The 16724-nt window shown below is 63.2% G+C and carries 15 protein-coding genes and 1 pseudogene; 5 read left to right on the top strand and 11 right to left on the bottom strand.

All coding sequences use genetic code 11. The features are described 5' to 3' along the window. Positions 1-23 precede the first annotated feature (23 nt). Together JHW44_RS15820 and JHW44_RS15815 are read left to right on the top strand one after the other, a co-directional pair. The gene (locus tag JHW44_RS15820) at positions 24-1268 is read left to right on the top strand and encodes an MFS transporter (protein WP_089344320.1); all 1245 of its coding nucleotides are present in this window, start codon (positions 24-26) and stop codon (positions 1266-1268) included. Next, positions 1265-1993, top strand: a complete 729-nt coding sequence (locus JHW44_RS15815) for an SDR family NAD(P)-dependent oxidoreductase (RefSeq protein WP_245847084.1) — start codon at positions 1265-1267, stop codon at positions 1991-1993. The genes JHW44_RS15820 and JHW44_RS15815 overlap by 4 nt, the downstream gene beginning before the upstream one ends. A 22-nt stretch (positions 1994-2015) precedes the next feature. Here the strand turns inward: JHW44_RS15815 and JHW44_RS15810 are convergent, their stop codons facing one another. Continuing rightward, entirely contained in the window at positions 2016-2711 is a 696-nt protein-coding gene (locus JHW44_RS15810; RefSeq protein WP_245847081.1) for an SDR family NAD(P)-dependent oxidoreductase, read from the bottom strand. After that, positions 2675-3073 carry a DUF2177 family protein gene (locus JHW44_RS15805; RefSeq protein ID WP_089344319.1) on the bottom strand — a complete coding sequence of 133 codons (399 nt, stop codon included), beginning with the start codon at positions 3071-3073 and terminating at the stop codon, positions 2675-2677. Before JHW44_RS15805 ends, JHW44_RS15810 begins: the two co-directional genes overlap by 37 nt. Before the next feature lie 173 nt (positions 3074-3246). On the opposite strand from JHW44_RS15805, the gene JHW44_RS15800 reads away from it, so the two are divergent. Further along, a complete protein-coding gene (locus tag JHW44_RS15800; RefSeq protein WP_089344318.1) occupies positions 3247-4752 on the top strand; it encodes an NCS1 family transporter in 1506 nt (501 codons plus the stop codon). A 187-nt stretch (positions 4753-4939) separates the two neighbouring features. On the opposite strand, the gene JHW44_RS15795 is transcribed toward JHW44_RS15800, so the two are convergent. From JHW44_RS15795 to JHW44_RS15765, 7 genes are all read right to left on the bottom strand, one after another. After that, positions 4940-6355, bottom strand: coding sequence for an amidase family protein (locus JHW44_RS15795; protein ID WP_089344317.1), 1416 nt, complete (start codon positions 6353-6355; stop codon positions 4940-4942). 53 nt (positions 6356-6408) lie between these two features. Further along, positions 6409-7830, bottom strand: a complete 1422-nt coding sequence (locus JHW44_RS15790; RefSeq protein ID WP_089344316.1) for an amidase — start codon at positions 7828-7830, stop codon at positions 6409-6411. A gap of 39 nt (positions 7831-7869) precedes the next feature. Next, on the bottom strand, positions 7870-8673 hold the full coding sequence (locus tag JHW44_RS15785; protein WP_089344315.1) for an ATP-binding cassette domain-containing protein: 804 nt from the start codon (positions 8671-8673) through the stop codon (positions 7870-7872). Further along, a complete protein-coding gene (locus JHW44_RS15780; RefSeq protein WP_089344314.1) occupies positions 8670-9476 on the bottom strand; it encodes an ATP-binding cassette domain-containing protein in 807 nt (268 codons plus the stop codon). The genes JHW44_RS15785 and JHW44_RS15780 overlap by 4 nt, the downstream gene beginning before the upstream one ends. Further along, entirely contained in the window at positions 9473-10291 is an 819-nt protein-coding gene (locus tag JHW44_RS15775) for an ABC transporter permease (RefSeq protein ID WP_089344313.1), read from the bottom strand. Before JHW44_RS15775 ends, JHW44_RS15780 begins: the two co-directional genes overlap by 4 nt. After that, positions 10288-11241, bottom strand: coding sequence for an ABC transporter permease (locus JHW44_RS15770; RefSeq protein WP_089344312.1), 954 nt, complete (start codon positions 11239-11241; stop codon positions 10288-10290). The genes JHW44_RS15775 and JHW44_RS15770 overlap by 4 nt, the downstream gene beginning before the upstream one ends. Before the next feature lie 65 nt (positions 11242-11306). Continuing rightward, positions 11307-12800, bottom strand: a complete 1494-nt coding sequence (locus tag JHW44_RS15765; RefSeq protein WP_218822571.1) for an ABC transporter substrate-binding protein — start codon at positions 12798-12800, stop codon at positions 11307-11309. 140 nt (positions 12801-12940) lie between these two features. Between JHW44_RS15765 and JHW44_RS15760 the strand changes: the two genes are divergently transcribed. Next, positions 12941-13852, top strand: coding sequence for a LysR family transcriptional regulator (locus tag JHW44_RS15760; RefSeq protein ID WP_089344310.1), 912 nt, complete (start codon positions 12941-12943; stop codon positions 13850-13852). Between the two features lie 157 nt (positions 13853-14009). Further along, positions 14010-15659 carry a sigma-54-dependent Fis family transcriptional regulator gene (locus JHW44_RS15755; RefSeq protein ID WP_089344309.1) on the top strand — a complete coding sequence of 550 codons (1650 nt, stop codon included), beginning with the start codon at positions 14010-14012 and terminating at the stop codon, positions 15657-15659. Between the two features lie 71 nt (positions 15660-15730). On the opposite strand, the pseudogene JHW44_RS15750 reads toward JHW44_RS15755, so the two are convergent. Next, positions 15731-16253: pseudogene (locus JHW44_RS15750) on the bottom strand (SDR family NAD(P)-dependent oxidoreductase); the annotation flags it as partial. Positions 16254-16373: 120 nt separating this feature from the next. After that, complete coding sequence (locus JHW44_RS15745; RefSeq protein WP_089344419.1) at positions 16374-16676, bottom strand: DUF1330 domain-containing protein; 303 nt, start codon at positions 16674-16676, stop codon at positions 16374-16376. Between the last annotated feature and the right edge of the window lie 48 nt (positions 16677-16724).

Below are 16724 nucleotides of genomic sequence, written 5' to 3'. Positions count from 1 at the left end.
TCGGCGGCGATGCAGGTTGTCGGATGGCTGATCGCGATCCCGGCCTGGGCGATCTGGGCGCCTATGGCCTGTTGGCCCTGCCATTGGCCTTTGGCGGGTTGCCGCTTTACATCCACGCTCCGGATTTCATGGCAACCGAACGGGGCGTTCCTCTGGCTGCGCTTGGGCTGGCGCTGTTCTGGCTGCGCCTGCTTGACGCGGCGCTTGATCCGCTTGCGGGTTGGGCAGGGGACAGATGGCCCCATGCACGGGCACAATTCATCACCCTCGGCGCGGTTCTTCTGGCGCTGGGAGTCCTGGCCATCTTCGCGCCCGTTGCGGTTCCTGTATTGCAGTGGTTCGTGCTGAGCATGGTGATCGCAAGCCTCGGGCACAGCCTGATCTCGGTCAATCTGTTGACGATTGGCGGGCTGTGGCGACAGGACAAGCACCAGAAGTCCCGCATCAGCGCCGCGCGCGAGCTGTTCGGCCTGATCGGCTTGATCCTTGCGGTTGTCTTGCCCTCGGCACTTGCGCCGGTGATGGGGCGGGGGGCGGCGCTTTTGCTGCTGGCGCTTGTCCTGGCCGTCGTGCTGCTGCTGGCATTGCCGGTCTTCCGCCGCTGGCTGGCCGTGACAAGGTTGCAAATGGTGGGCGCGCCGGAGGTCAGCCCGCGATGGCGCGGGCTGTTGCCATTCTACCTGATCGCGCTGTTGGTGCTGCTGTCGGCGGGTTTTCCGGCGGTGCTGATCCTGATGCTGGTGCGCGACATGCTGGGGGTCGAAGGCCTGACGGGGGCATTCCTTCTGGCCTATTTTGCCGCGGCCCTGCCCGGAGCCTTTGTTGCCGGACGCTTGGCGGGGCGCTTTGCCCCGGTGCATGTCTGGTCTGCAGCCTTGCTTCTGTCGCTGGTCTGTTTCGCCTTTGCATTGCGGCTGCAACCGGGTGACTCTCGGGCCTTTCTTGCGATCTGCATGACCACCGGCTTTTGTTTCGGGGCGGATCTGGTGCTGCCCCCGGTCATTCTGTCGGACCGGATCGACAAGACCCGGACGGCCGAGGCCGCCACGCGCGCCTATGCGGCACTTGGATTTCTGACCAAGGCGGCGCTGGCGCTGGCGGGCGTGGTGGCGCTGCCCTTGCTGCAAATGGCGGGGTTTGCACCGGGCGGGCAGAATGGTCCCGCCGCGCTGCAGGCGCTGCTTTACCTCTATGCGGGTCTGCCGCTTGTTCTGCGGAGCGGTGCTCTGGGCCTGCTGATCCATTGCCATCGAAGGGGCACGATATGAATGAGAGAATCTGGATCATGGGCGCATCCGAAGGGATCGGCGCTGCCCTGGCCCGGGCATGGGCGCAGCGCGGTGCAAGACTGATCCTGTCGGCGCGCTCGGGGGACAGGCTGACCGAACTGGCGCGGCAGATCGACGGGGCCGAGGTCGAGGTCTGTGATGTCGCGGACGCCGACAGCCTTGGACGGGCGGCCAAACGTATCGGCGCAAGAGGCGTGCTTGACCGCGCGGTGACGCTGGCGGCGCTCTATGATCCCGGCAAGGTGATGGGTATCGATCCCGTTCGCGCCGCCCGGATCGTGACGGTGAACCTGACGGGCAGTTTCAATTTCGCGCGTGCCGCCTGCCCGCTGTTGCGTCCGGGCGGGCAACTGGCGCTGACCGGATCTGTTGCCGGCTATATCGGGCTGCCACAGGGACAGATCTATTCGGCGACCAAGGCGGGCGTGACCAATCTTGCACAATCCATGCGCGCCGAACTGTCACCGCAGGTCGATGTCCGGCTGATCAGCCCCGGCTTTGTCGATACGCGCCTGACCAAGCGCAATGATTTCGACATGCCGGCCCTGATGCAGCCGGAAGACGCCGCCGCGGCCATCATTCGTGGGCTCGATCGCAACGGGTTCGAGGTGCATTTCCCCCGCCGCCTGACGCTGCCGCTGAAGCTGCTTGCCGCGCTGCCCTATGCGCTGTCACTGCGGCTGACGAAACGCCTCGTGACCTAGCGCGCCAGCCTGTCGCACCAGGCTACCACGGAATTTCCTTGCCCTTCCAGTCGCGGAAGCTGCCGCTGTCTTGCGGGCTCAGCCCCTCGATCACGCCCAGCAATGCCCCGGCCGCGCGTTCGGGCGTGATGGTCGGGTAGCGGTCGGCATAGTCGCGGGTCAATGCGGTCTGCACGGTCCCCGGATGCAGCGCCACGACGATATGTTGCTTCTGTTTCCTGGCGATCTCGATGGCCGCAGTCTTCACGATCTGGTTCTGCGCCGCCTTGGCCGCGCGATAGCTGATCCAGCCCCCCAGCCGGTTGTCGGTGATCGAACCGATCCGCGCCGAAAGCGAGGCAAAGACCGCGCGGCTGTCGGGCCGCATCAAGGGGCTGAAATGACGCAGGAGCAGCGCAACCCCGATCGCGTTCAATGCGAATTGCGCCGCCATGGCCTTGGCGTCGATCTGGGCAATGGATTTCTCGGGCGGATGCCCGTCAATCACCAGACCGCCGGTTGCATTGAAAATCAGGTCAAAGCGCTGCCCCCGCAGCGCCTCCGCTGCATCCGCGATACTGTTCTGGTCACCAAGCTCCAGGCCGTCGGCACGCGACAATCCCGTCACCTCATGCCCTGCATCCTGCAGATGGCGCAACAGGGCCGCGCCGATCCCGCCTGTATGCCCAAGGATCAGCGTCTTCATGTCAGCCAGCGCGTGACCGAAACGCCAGCCCATGCCGAAAATCCGGTCAGGAACCCGCCCCACAGGCCGTCGGTCACCACCTGCTGCAACGACCAGTCGCGCAACGTGGCGTAATTGGTGAATTCATAGGTGCCGTAACACATCAGGCCGATCAGCGCACCCTCGATCAGCGCCTTCGCGGGGCGTGCTTCGGCAAGGGCCGGCACAGAAACGAAATACAGCACCCCGCCGATGTAGGCGGCATAGAAACCCGCTGCGGGCAGCAGACGAAAGGGCTCGGCCAGCAGATCGCCGACATGGCGTTCAAAGACCGGGCGGATGATCTGGGAAATGCCGATGATGTCGATCAGCAGAAATATCACCAGAGTGCTGGCATAAAGAATCGCGATTTGCATGTTTTCCTCGTCCGGTGACCACAGCTCTACGCGCGACCCGGGCAATGGTTGCAATCATGGCTGAAATATATGCCGTGCAAAGGCGGGGACAGCCGCCGGGGCATGATCAGTGCTTGCACGGGAAATCACGACATGTTCATGAAAACCTTCGAAACAGAACAGGGACATGCATCATGAATCCATCCGAGCCGATAACACCGGACATGGGGCGGTCAGAGGCACTGATCGAGGAATCGATCCTGCCGACCAGCCTGAACCAGAGACCGATCGGCATGCTGGGCTATGCCTGGATCTGGGTCGGCATTGCCGTCATCATCGCGACCTATTCTCTTGGCGCGGGCGGCGTCGCGGGTGGCATCCCCCTTGCCAAGGTCATTGCCGTCATCGCCATGGCCAATCTGGTGATCGGCGCATTCATGCTGCTGACTGCCGATATCGGGACCGAGCATGGGCTGTCCTTCGCCGTCTACCTGCGCGCCCCTTTCGGCGTGCGTGGCACCCATCTGCCCGCATTGTCGCGCGGGGTTGTGGCGGCGATGTGGTTCGGAATCCAGACCTATCTGGGCGCGCTGGCCCTGAACGGGATCGGCCAGTATTTTCTTGGCTTCGAGTCGTGGATCCTCTGGTATGTGGTTTTCGCAGCCCTTCAGGTTGCCAATACCGCCATGGGAATCAAATCCGTCGAACGGCTTGCGACCTTGGCCGCACCGGCAATCATCGCCATCTCGGTCTGGATGTATTTCACCCTTGAAGGCGTCGCGCAGACCGAGGGCATCAACATCTGGACATGGCAGGGCGTCGATCAGATGAGCATCGCCGTATTGTTCGTGTCGAACATGGCCTTCTGGTCCACGCTGGCCATCGACATTCCCAACCTGACCCGTTTTCTTCAGGTCGAACCCGGAACCCGCAGCTTCATGCGCCGCAACCGCAATGTCTTTCTGGCGCAGCTGGTGGCACTGCCTGTCACGCAGGGGTTGATCGCCGGGATCGGCGCCGTCAGCTTCATCGCCACCGGCAACTGGAACCCGGTCGAGGTCATTCAGGGCCAGGGGCAGGGCGTCTCTCTGGTCTTGCTGCTGGCCCTGGTCGTTCTGGCCCAATGGTCAACCAACAATTCGGCGAACCTGATCCCCTCGGCGCTGACCTTCATCAACTTCGCGCCCCGGGTCATCAACTACAAGATGGCGGTGGTGATCGCCGGGATCGTCGGCACCCTGTGCATGCCCTGGATGCTGCTGGACAATCTCTTCGTGTTCCTGGGCTATTGCGGTGCGTTCCTCTCGGCCATCGGCGGGATCATGATCGGCGATTACTACCTGTTGCGCCGCCGATGCCTGAATGTGCCCGCGCTCTATCAGGTGGACGGTCAGTTCAGCTATGCCAACGGGTTCAATCCGGCAGGGGTGATCGCATGGCTCGTCGCCGGGGCACTGGCGGCATGGTATGCGCAATATGCCATCCTGATCGGCTTTCCGCTGGGGTTGATGCTCTATGTCCTGTTGATGAAGATCTGGGTTCTGCCGCGCCACCCGCAGCCGGAAATCGATACCCCCGGGGATGACGCCTATCTGGCGACCTCGGTCGGGGTCAGCTGGGCCTATCGCCATGACGGCGGTTTCACGCGCGTCGATGCGGGGCATCTCGATCAGGCCCGCAAGGGGCGCGAGGACATCTGACCGCCATAGCGGCGGAGCCGACAGCAAAACACGGAAACAGGCGGTCATGCCGGACAAGGGCGGGCCGCCTGACCGTTTGTTCCGACGTCTTGCGGGTTTCTCCTTCGTGAAAATACCCGGTCTGACATTTGCCAGCCGGGCAGAGATGTCATTCCTGGCGAGACCGGGAAGAAACGCGCTGCCGGGTTCAGACCGATACCGGGTCGATCGGTGACGGCGCAGTGCCTGCGGCCTCGATCGCCTCTCCTGCCTGCAGGCACAGTTCCTCCCTGCCGCGACCGGCAAGAACCTGAACGCCCACCGGGACATGGTCACCGGTCAGCCCGGTCGAGACCATCAGCGCCGGCATGCCGATCGCCGGAAGGCCGGTCATGAAATACTGGTTTTCGGTGACATATTCGAAACCCTTCTTCAGATCCTCGTCCGGACCGAAGGGAAGTCGCGACGAGGGCGGCAGCAGCAGGACCGGCCATTGGTCCAGAAAGGCCAGCCAGTCGCGAACCAGCGCCGCACGCCGGGTCAGTGCCGCGCCCAGTTCGTCATCGCCCAGTTCACCGATCCAGTCTATCGCTCCCTTCAGCGTGAAGATGGCCCCGGGATCGCCTTCATCAAGGGCGGCTTGCAGGGTCTGCTTCTGATTGTCGGCAACCCAAAGCATATGCATGATGCGGCTGGATTCCTTCAGCGGCGGAATGCGCTCAAGCTCGGTGACCTGCCAGCCCGCATCGCGCAATCGCCCGGCCGCATCACGCAGGGCGGCCTCGACCTCGCTCGCCGTTTCGATCCCCTCGGGATGTGCGCAGAAGGCGGCGCGTTTGGGAATGTCCCGCGTCATGTCCTCACCGCCGAACCACCACGGGTCACGGATGTCGCGCCCGCTCATCGCGGCAAAGCCCATGCGCAGGTCACCCACTGTGCGCGCCAGAGGCCCCTGAACCGCCATCAGCTGTGCACCGATGGGGCGATGCGGGCTGGTGGCGTTATGGGTGGCGACACGGCCAAGTCCCGGCCGCAACCCGTGCACACCGCAGGCATAGGCCGGATAACGGATCGAACCGCCAATATCGTTGCCATGGGCGATGGCCCCCATGCCCGAGGCAATCGCCGCGGCGGCCCCGCCCGAGGACCCGCCGGGGCCAAGGCTGGGGTGGCGCGGATTATGCGTCGCGCCAAACAGCTGATTGTCGGTGAAATACCGGGCCGAAAAGGCTGGCGTATTCGTCCGGCCCAGAAGCACGGCCCCCGCGCGCAGCAAGCCGTCGACGACCGGGTTGTTCTCTGTCGCGATCAGATCCGCGCGCGAGCGCAGCCCGTTGCTGGTGGCAAAGCCCTTCTGGTCGATATTGATCTTGATGGTGACCGGCACCCCGGCAAGCGGCCCGAGGGTTTCGCCCGCCGTGCGGCTGGCGTCCACCGCCCGGGCCTGTTCCAGAACCTCTTCGGGGCGATGATCGACGATGGCGTTGAGGGACGGATTCACCGCGTCGAGCCGATCCAGAGTCGCCTGGGCCACCTCGACAGCCGAAAGCTCGCTGCTGCGAATTGCCTGCGCGATCTGCGCTGCGGTCAGCGCCCAGATCGGTCCCGTCGCTGTATCTGTCATTCACGCCACTCCATTTCTTTCGCCAGCCAGCCAGCCCGGGCCGGGCAGGCGCCTCATGCGTCGATGCGGGGCCAGTTCGTGATGGGGCCGCGCCAGTTTTCATAAGCGCGGGCAAGCGAGAACACCATCTGGTCCTGAAAGCGGGGGGCGATGATCTGCAACCCGATGGGCATGCCCGATTGCGTAAAGCCGCAATTGATCGAGCAGGCGGGCTGTTCACCCATGTTCCAGGGCACCGTGAAACAGATATGTTCAAAGGGCCGCGCGGGATCATTGGTGGGTGAAGCCCAGTCCGCCGGATAGGACACATTGGGGTTCACCGGCGAGAGGATCACGTCCACCTTCTGGAAGGCCTCGGAGGTAGAACGTCTCATGGCGAAGGTCTGGTCAAACCCTGTGGCAACGTCTTGCGGCGAAACATGTGCGCCCGCCTCGGCCCAGTCATGGATATAGGGAAGGATCTTGGCCCGCTGCGCTTCGCTGAGGTCATTCATGATGCCCCAGAACCGTGCGCGCCATGCATAGTCCAGCCCGTCCAGCATCTCGCGGGTCAGGACCGGGGCGATCGGAACGACCTCGGCGCCATGGGATGCAAAGAGGTCCGCCGCCTGGCTGACCGCGTCAAGGATTTCGGGGGCGGTCTCATTGCCGCAACCGGCATCAAGCATCAGGCCGATCTTCAGCCCCCTGACATCCGCGGCAGGGGCGTCCCAGTTCAGCTTTTCATAGGGAAGAGATGTCGCATCGCGCCAGTCCGGGCGGGTGATGACGTCCATCAACAGGGCGGAATCATCCACGGTGGGGGTCATCGGGCCCGCAACGCGGCCGGTATAATAGGGGTCAATCGGCACCCGGCCCAATGACGGCTTCAGACCGAACAGCCCCGTCCAGCCGGCAGGCAGGCGGATCGAGCCACCGATATCCGTGCCGATATGCAGCGGACCATAGCCTGCCGCCGCCGCCGCCGCTGCGCCCGCGCTGGATCCTCCGGGGTTCTGCGTCAGATCCCAGGGGTTGCGCGACAGGGGGTGAAAGCTGGACAGGCCCGATGTCAGCATTCCGTAATCGGGGCAGGTCGTCTTGGCATAGAGGATGGCACCCTCTTCCCGCAACCGTGCCGCGGTGGGGGCATCGGCGGGCGCGGGCACCAGTTCGGTTGCGGCCGTTCCCACGGGCACCGGATCGCCCTTGGTCGCGATAAGTTCCTTGATGGTGACGGGCATGCCGTCAAGGCAGCCCGCCGGTGCGCCCTTGGCATAGCGGGCCTCGGCGGCGCGGGCCTCTTCCAGCGCTTCTTCGGGGCGGAACAGGTAGAGCGCCTTCACCTTGGGTTCACTGGCTTCGACACGCGCGATCAGCGCCGTCATGTATTCGACCGGGGACAGGTTGCGATTGCGAAACGCTGTCAGGATTTCGCGTGCAGGAAGATCCAGAATTTCGCGTCCGGCATCTGTCGTCTTGGAAAGTTCGGACATGTGAATGACCCTCTTTGGCAGATAGATTGGGAACTGGCGCTAGCGGACGGCAGTTCGGGATTTGCGACCGATCACGTCAAGGCGCGGCTCGGCGGCCAGAAGTCGCCGGGTATAGGCCTGCTGCGGTGCGTCGAGCACGGCCTTCGCCCGGCCAAACTCGACCAGCTTGCCATTCTGCATCACCGCCACCGTATCGCAGATCTCTTCGACCACGCCGATATTATGGGTGATGAACAGGACCGAGACCGCATGCTTGCTGCGCAGTTTCAGGATCAGGTCCAGGATCTGCTTCTGGACGGTCAGATCAAGGGCCGAGGTGGCCTCATCCGCCACAAGCAGGCGCGGTTTCGTGATCAGCGCCCGGGCAATGGCGATCCTTTGGCGCTGGCCGCCGGAAAACTCATGGGGAAAGCGGTCCTGATCGCCGGCATCCAATCCGACTTCTTCCAGCAGCTCGCCGACCATCTGGCGCCGCGCCGCGCCCCTGGGCGCCGAAGGGATAAGATGAAGGGGCTCGGCGATGATCCGGCCCACGCGATGGCGCGGGTTGAGCGAGCCATAGGGATCCTGAAACACCATCTGGAAATCGCGCCGCGCCCTGCGCAGCTCACGCGGGACAAGACTGAAAATGTCGCGCTGATCCAGCACCACAGTGCCCGCTGTAGGATGGTCAAGCCCCATGACAATCCGGGCAAGCGTCGATTTGCCCGAGCCGGATTCCCCGACGATTCCCATGATCTCGCCCGTGTTCAGGGTCAGGGATATGTCATCCAGGGCTTTGACAATGCCCGAGCCCAGATCGAAATGGCGGGTCAGATTCCTGATTTCCAACAGAGGAGTCATCCGTTCTCCTTCATCGATGCCCGCACCCGTCCGGGCATCGCATCCAGAAGTTTGCGCGTATAGGCGTGGCCGGGGCGGCGCAGGATATCCTCGGTCGGGCCCTGTTCCATTTCATCACCGCGATACATCACCAGAGTGCGGTCCGCGATCCGCGCGATCACCCCGAGATCATGCGAGATCAGGATAAGGGATATCCCCAGATCGCTGACCAGATCGTCAAGAATATCAAGGATCTCGGCCTGCACGGTCACATCCAGCGCCGTGGTCGGCTCATCGGCGATCAGCAGGTCCGGTTTCAGGGCAAGGGCGATGGCGATGCCGACCCTCTGGCGTTGTCCGCCCGACATTTCATGGGGAAAGCTGTCTATCCTTTCGGCCGCGCGCGGGATCTGCACCATGTCCAGAAGGCGCAGGGCCTCGGCGCGGGCGGCTCTCTTGGACATTCCGTTGTTCAGCACCAGACCTTCCGCAATCTGTGCGCCCACGCGCATGGCGGGATTGAGGGCCGTCATCGGTTCCTGGAAAATCATTCCGATCCGGTTGCCGCGCAGCTTGCAAAGTTCGCGCTCGGGCAGGGTCAGGATATCGCGCCCGTCGAACAGGACCTGCCCCGAGGCACGGGCCGTGCCCGGCAACAGGCCGATCGTGGTCAGGGAGATGACCGATTTCCCGGAACCGCTTTCGCCCACGATTCCAAGGGTCTTGCCGCGTTCGAGGGAAAAGCTGACCCCATGCACGACCTCGACCGGCGGCAGCTTTTCACGGGTGAAAGAGACGCGCAGGTCGCGCACATCCAGTATCATGCGTTTTGCCTCCGTCTGGGGTCGGTCAGATCACGCAACCCGTCCCCCAGGAGATTCAGCCCCAGCACGGCGACGGCGATGGCAAGGCCGGGCGCCAGCACCAGATGCGGCGCGCTGGAAAGATAGGTCTGGCTTTCCGAGAGCATCCGGCCCCAGCTTGGCGTGGGCGGCGAGACACCCATGCCCAGAAAGGACAGCCCGGCCTCGGACAGGATGCCCAGGCCCGTCTGGATGGCAAGCTGCACGATGATCTGCGCCGAGATGTTGGGCAGCACATGCTCCAGGGTGATCAGGGCGTCATTCTTGCCGGCCATGCGCGCGGCCTTGACATAGTCGCGCGCCCAGATCTGGATTGCGGCGGCACGGGTCACGCGGGCGAAAACCGGCACCATGAAGATGCCGATGGCCACCATCGAGGTGATCGCGCCCGGCCCCAGCAGCGCGCCAAGCAGGATTGCCGAGAGGATCGGGGGAAAGGCGAAGAGCACACCGTTGAAGGCCATCACCAGCCGCTCGACCCAGCCGCCCCGCGCGGCCGCGATCACGCCGATCAGGGTCCCGAGACCGCCACCGATGAAAGTGGCGACGCTGGCAATTCCCAGTGACGTCCATGCGCCAGCCATGATGATGGACAGCACGTCGCGGCCGATCTGATCCGTGCCCAGAAGCCCCATCTCTCCCGGTGCCTTGAGGCGGGCGATGATGTTCATCCCGACGGGGTCCGCCGGGGTCCAGAACCGGCTCAGGACGGCCGCGCCGACCATGATGGCGGTGATCAGGCCACCCAGGATCAGGGATTTCGGCAGCCGGGTCATTTGCGCGCCCTCAGCCGGGGGTCAAGACGGGCGTAAAGCGCGTCCGTTCCCGCATTGACGACCAGAACGATCACCGCGAACAGCAGGACGACATTCTGCACGACGATCAGATCGCGTTGTGACAGCGCCTGATATGCCAGCGTTCCGATGCCGGGCAGGCTGAAGACATTTTCGACCAGCACCGCCCCCGAGATGAGAAACGGTATTTGCAGGCCCAGCATGGTGACGACCGGCAGCAGCGAGTTGGGCACGGTATGGCGCCACAGGGCACGGTTGCGCGACAGCCCTTTGGCGCGGGCGGTGCGCACGAAATCCTCGTTTGCGACCTCGATGACCGCAGCACGGGTGACGCGGGTCAGAACCGCCGCCTGCGGAATGGCCAGGGCGATCGATGGCAGGACAAGCGCACTGAAGGCCGGGCCGAACCCCGCATCCCATCCGGGGAAACCGCCCGGTGGAAACCATTTGAACTTCAGGGCAAAGGCCAGAATGAGCAAAAGCCCGATCCAGAAATTCGGCACGGCAATGCCGATCTGGGAAAACAGCGAGGCCAGACCGTCCTCTGGCTTTCCGGGCCGTGCGGCGGCGATGACACCCAGAGGCAGGGAGATGACCACTGCCAGAACCGTTGCCATCAGGGTCAGCGGCAGGGTCACTGTCAGGCGTTCCGCGATGAGTTCCCGCACCGCCACGCCATAGGTGTAGGATTGACCGAGATCGCCGGTGAACACGCCGGCGAGCCAGCCGAGATAGCGCACCATCAACGGGCGATCAAGGCCAAGCTCGGCGCGCAGGGCGGCCAGGGTGTCAGGCTGCGCCGAGGTGCCCAGCATGATCTCGGCGGGATCGCCGGGGGCGGCGTCGATCAGCAGGAAGATCACCAGCGAGGCAATCAGCAAGACCGCCGCAGTCCCCAGCAGGCTGCGCAGAAATGTCAGAGGTCGTGTCATGAAAGGCTTTCGAATGGGCCTGGCGGCGCAGATGCGGCCGGACGGGACAGGAATTCAAAAGAGGGTCAGTCGACCCAATGCACGTCGGTCATGTCATTGGCCGGAACCGGACCGTTTTCCCACACGCCATCCAGACCGGCCTTCCACACGCCCAGTTTCGGATAAGAGAACAGGAACAGCGCGGGCAGATCATGAGCCAGGATTTCCTGGGCCTTGCGATAGCCGGTCTCGCGCGCTGTTTCATCCGTTGCCGCCGCGATCTGATCCATCTGCTGGCGGAACTCGGCATTGTCGTAGTTGAAGTAGTAGTTGTCGCGGGCATAGATGCCGATATCCAAGGGCTCGGCATGACCGACGATGGTCATGTCGTAATTGGTGTCCTTGAAGACATCCTGAATCCATGTGGCCGGGAAATCGGAACTCTGAATATTCGCGTTCACGCCGATCTGCGAAAAGAATGCCTGCAGGATTTCCGCCGAGCGTTGCGCATAGGGGCGGGTCGGCACCTTGAACTCGAACGAGAAGCCGTCGGGATAGCCGGCCTCGGTCAAAAGCGCCTTGGCGCGCTGGGGATCATAGGGAAATTCGCCGGTGAGATCTTCGTAAAACGGGTTCGCGGGCGAGAAATGCGATCCGATTTCGGTGCCATGGCCCGAGCTGACTGCCGCGACAAGGCTGGGACGATCCACCGCCATCATCAGCGCCTGGCGCACCCGCAGGTCATCGAAGGGTGGCTTGGCGTTGTTCATCCCGGCCACGATTTCCATCTCGCCCGCTCCGGCGACGGCATGGAAATCCGGATCATCGGTGAACTGGGCGAACAGCTCTGGCGCGTTGAGATTGCCGACGATGTCCACCTGTCCGGCCTGCAGGGCCGCCGCCTGCGCCTGCGGATCATTGATGAAGCGCGCGGTGACGGTTTCCAGTGCGGGGGCCTCGCCCCAATATCCGTCCCATGCGCTCATGAGGACACGATCGCCCTTGCGCCATTCGTCCACCTTGAACGGGCCGGTGCCGACAGGGGTGGTGCCATTGCTGTCGGCAGATCCGGGTTCGACCATGACGGCGGCGGGATAGCCCAGCCAATACAGCAGGTCGGCGTCGCGTCTGGACAGTGTCAGCACCAGGGTGGTCGCATCAACGGCTTCGACCCCGGAAATCGCCGTGTAATTCGCCTTTTGTCCGTTGGTCGAATTCTCGCCCAGAATACGTTCGAGCGTGAATTTGGCCGTCGTGGCGTCAAAAGGCACGCCATTCTGGAATGTGACGTCATCGCGCAGGTGGAAGCTGTAGGTCAGACCATCTTCCGAGATTGTCCAATCCCTCGCCAGTTGCGGCACCACGCGGCCATCGCGATCAATGGCCACAAGCCCTTCGAAGACGTTCTGCCATGTCACCTGACCTGCCGCGACGGGCGAGGACACGGTCGGATCAAGGCCCTGCGGTTCGACGGGCTGAACAAATGTCACTGCATGAGTGTCCTGTGCCCAGACCGGCGCCGTGCCGGCAAGAAGAATGGCAAGACATGTGCCTTTGAGAACGGCGAGGGATTTGGTCATCGGGTGCCCTGTCATGATCTTTGTTGAAAGTGGATCTCTGTCCATCTGGGATCGAGCTAATCACGGGGACAACCTGCAGCGGAAGTGGATAATTTGAGTTCAGAGTGCTACGGATTCCGTGACACCGGGAGAATGAATCCATGAAAATTGAAGCGATCGACATCTTTAACGAGCTGGTCCGATCCGGCTCGATCCGCCAGGCTGCCGAAGGTCTGAACACCTCGCCGACGGCTGTGGTGCGCCAGCTGGACAAGCTGGAGCACAGCTTCGGCACGCCGCTTGTCGAACGCACGCCGCGCGGAATTCGTCTGACCGCCGCGGGCGAAGTGCTCGCGGCAAGCACATCCAGGGTCGCGCAGGAACTGAAGACGGCGCATCAGTTGATCGATGATTACAAGGGCTTGCGGCGCGGTCGCGTGGCCATCCATACCAATGGGGCTGCTGCGAGTGCCATCCTTGCCCCGGCCTTGTCCGAATTTTCCCGCAGTCACCCCGAGATCTCGATGGAGGTGAACGTCAGTTCGGCGCAGGGGGCGCTTGATGCGGTGGCCGAAGGGCGATCGCAGTTTTCCGTGACGATGTTCGCGCCAAAAGACCCCCGCGTCGAGGTCCTGTTCCGCGCGCCCGTCTATCATGAGCCGATCATGTCCCCCGATCACCCGCTTGCGGCCAGGGTCGAACTGTCCATGGCCGACCTGATCCGGCACAGGCTTGCCTTGCCCAATCGCTCTTTCGGCATGAGACGCGCCTTCGACGCGCGATTGCACGATCTCGGCTTGCCGACCGAGGATTACACCTTCACCACGCCATCCCTTGAAATGCAGATCGAGCTTGCCCTCAGATGCAGCGCCATCCTGATCCTGCCACGGATGACGGTGGCGCGGTGGCTGGACATGGGGCAGTTCGTCTGCCGTCCCTTCGTGAAATCGGAAAAGATCATATCCTGGCTGGAGTTGAGCCACGCAAACAGCAGGACGCAAAGCATTGCCGCGCGCAGGTTCAGGGATTTCCTGATGGGCTTTCTGGGGCGGCGCCTGTCGGTCGCCGAGTAGCAGCCGGGCAGCGGGCGATCATGCCCCGGCGCGGGGCTGGGGTTGTCTTGCGGAGCAGGTCGGGAAAAATGTTGCCGGAAGTGTCCTGCATTTCCTGCTTGATCCCCGGCCATGCGAGGGCGGATACTGTGGCTCCACATCGCTTGGGAGGAAGCGCATGGTCGGATTGTTGCCAAGGGAGGAATATCGAATCGCCGTCGAGCGGTCCTGGCGGCGCTGTCTCGAATGGCATTTGCCATCGGATGCACGGAACCCCATCCTGCGGCTGCAGCAGACCGAGGTTCGGTCGCGTCGGCAGGCCTTGCTGGAGGCGTTGGGGGATATCCGCGCCGACACTGACCGGCTGGCCGAGATCACGTTGAAGGCCGGTCATTGCCTTGTGATCACCGATCCGGAGGGCATTGCCATCGAAACCCATACCGGCCGGGCCGAAAACGATCTGCTGAGGAAGGCCGGGATCGTTCCCGGAAGCTGCTGGAGCGAGAAGCTGGCGGGAACGAATGGCGTTTCCCTGGCGCTCAAGGAGCAGACCATCTTTACTGTCTGTGGAAAGGATCATTACTTTCGCAACCTGCGCGACGTGGCCTGCTCGGCGGTGCCGCTGCGCGCGGCGGATGGCAGGATCATGGGCGCCCTGGCGATCATCTGCGTGGACCGGGAAACGCCGGTCGATTACATTCTGGCCCAGTCCCTGTTGTCCCAGACCGCTGACCGGATCGAGGCACGGCTTTTTGCGCGGACCTATTCGGCGGATCATCTGATGCTGCCCTTGCCCGGTGCAAGGCGCGGCGCCTTGCTGGCGCTGGATGACAAGGCCATGATCGTCGCGGCGACGCATAGCGCCTCGCTTTCGGGCCTGCCTGACGGTCGCCCCGTCGTCGGTCAAAGCTATGAGGACGCCTTTGAAACCCGGCTGCCGCAGGGGGCGTCATCATGCGCTGCGACCAGCGCGGCGCGCCCGATGTTCCGGGCCAACGCAGAACTTGAGGAGATTGCGATCAAGGATCCTGCCGTCGGTCGGGCGGTTGAAAAGGCCGAGCGCCTGCTGGCCTTGAAACAGCCGCTGCTGCTTCTGGGACAGCAGGGAACAGGCAAGAAGCGTCTGGCCGAGGCGCTGCTGCGCGGCTGTGAAACCTCGGTGCGATATCTTGACGGTCTGGTGCTGGCGGCAGGAGAGGATCCCGCAAGGGCCGTCAGTGCATGGCTGGTCGAAACCGACCGTTTTCTTGCCAAGGGAGCCGAGCTGTCGGTTCTGCTCAGCCAGTTGGAAGCGCTGCCTTCACGCGCGGCAAGGCGGTTGGCGGCATGGCTGGCCAGGCATGAGCGCGACGGCAGGGATTTCACGCTGGTTGCAACGGCGGCGGGGAACAGGCCGCCCGAAGGGTTTGACGTGTTCTTCCCCTCGCATGTCGTGCGCCTGCCGGCCCTCGCCGAACGGCGCGATCTTGCCTCGCTGATCCAGCGCGCACATCGCAGGCTTGCGGGGTTCGGCTCCAGCATTTCGGCCGAGGCGATGCAGCGTCTGACGGCCTATGGATGGCCGGGAAACCTGCGCGAGCTAGAGGATGTGCTGACCGAGATGGTGACGGTTTTCGGGCGCGGGGCCCTGGGCGTGGCGCATCTGCCGGGTCATATTTCCTGCCCTGAAACCTCGGGCGCGGGATTTGTTCATACGCTGGAATCCGCCCTGGCCGAGACGCATTGGAATGTCTCGCGCGCCGCGAGGCTGCTGGGGCTGAGCCGGGCGACCATCAACCGTCGGATCAAGGCCGCGGGCCTGGTTCGGCCCGAGGATCTTGTGGATTGATCGTGCTGCGGCCCCCGCGACCTGCATCGCAGGAGCCGCGAAACGGTGCTGGTCGGATCAGCGATAGACCAGCCGCCATCCATGATGATCGACTGACCGGTCATGTAGTCGCTGTCGGGAGCGGACAGGAAGGCCAGCAATCCAGCGACATCCCCGGCTGTCTGCGCCCGACCAAGGGCCATGGTGCCGACAAATGCGTCGAAGGTCTCGCCCTTCTCGGCCGCAGCCTGGATTCTCCAAAGCACGCCCTTGGTATTTGCGGCATGAAGCTTGTCGATCTCTTCTTAGGTGATGGCGGTGATGGCATTGACCGTCGCGATACCGGCATTGTTGATCATGATGTCCAGCGCACCAAGCTTTGCCACGGTGTCGGATACGGCGGCAAAGAACCTGATCGCGTTTGCTGACATCGGCAACAAAGGTGGAAACCTTCGCACCCGCACCCATCAGTTCACTGGCAATGCGGTCAAGAGCCTCGCCGTTCAGATCGACCAGCGCGACCGCCGCGTCTTGGGAGATGAGGCGTTTGGCGATCTGGAGTCCGATGCGCTGAGCGGCACCGGTGATCAGGGCGATCTTTCCATCAAGAGACAAGCTCGTCTCTTTCTTCCTGTTGTGATTTTTGCTGTTTGGGCAGTCAGTTGCAGGCAGCCCGTCTGCCGGAAAGGCTGCCTGCCGGGGCGGATGTCGATCAGCCGCGAACCAAGGGCGGCTTCAGGCGAGGTCGTCCTGCCCCTCGAAGACGAAGTGATAACTGGTCGATCCCTTCAGGCGTGCTTCGAGATGAGGTTTGTATTCGGGATCATTCTCGAAGTTCAGCGCATCCTGCTGCGAAGGCCATTCGATCAGAATCCGCAGTCCGGCGGGGATATCGGCTCCTTCGATCTGCTGGTGGTTGCCGGTGCGGGCCAGATATCTGCCGCCATGTTTCTTCATGACGGCGCCGGTTTCGGCAAGATAGGCGGGAACCCATGAATCTTCGGTCGGGGTAACGAACAGAACGGAATAGGCAGTCATGGTCATGCTCCTCTGGGATGATCGGAAAGAAACCGGCGGATGATGTTC

It is taken from the genome of Paracoccus seriniphilus (assembly GCF_028553745.1).
Taxonomy (GTDB): Bacteria; Pseudomonadota; Alphaproteobacteria; order Rhodobacterales; family Rhodobacteraceae; genus Paracoccus; species Paracoccus seriniphilus.
This window is presented reverse-complemented; position numbering and strand designations above follow the sequence as displayed.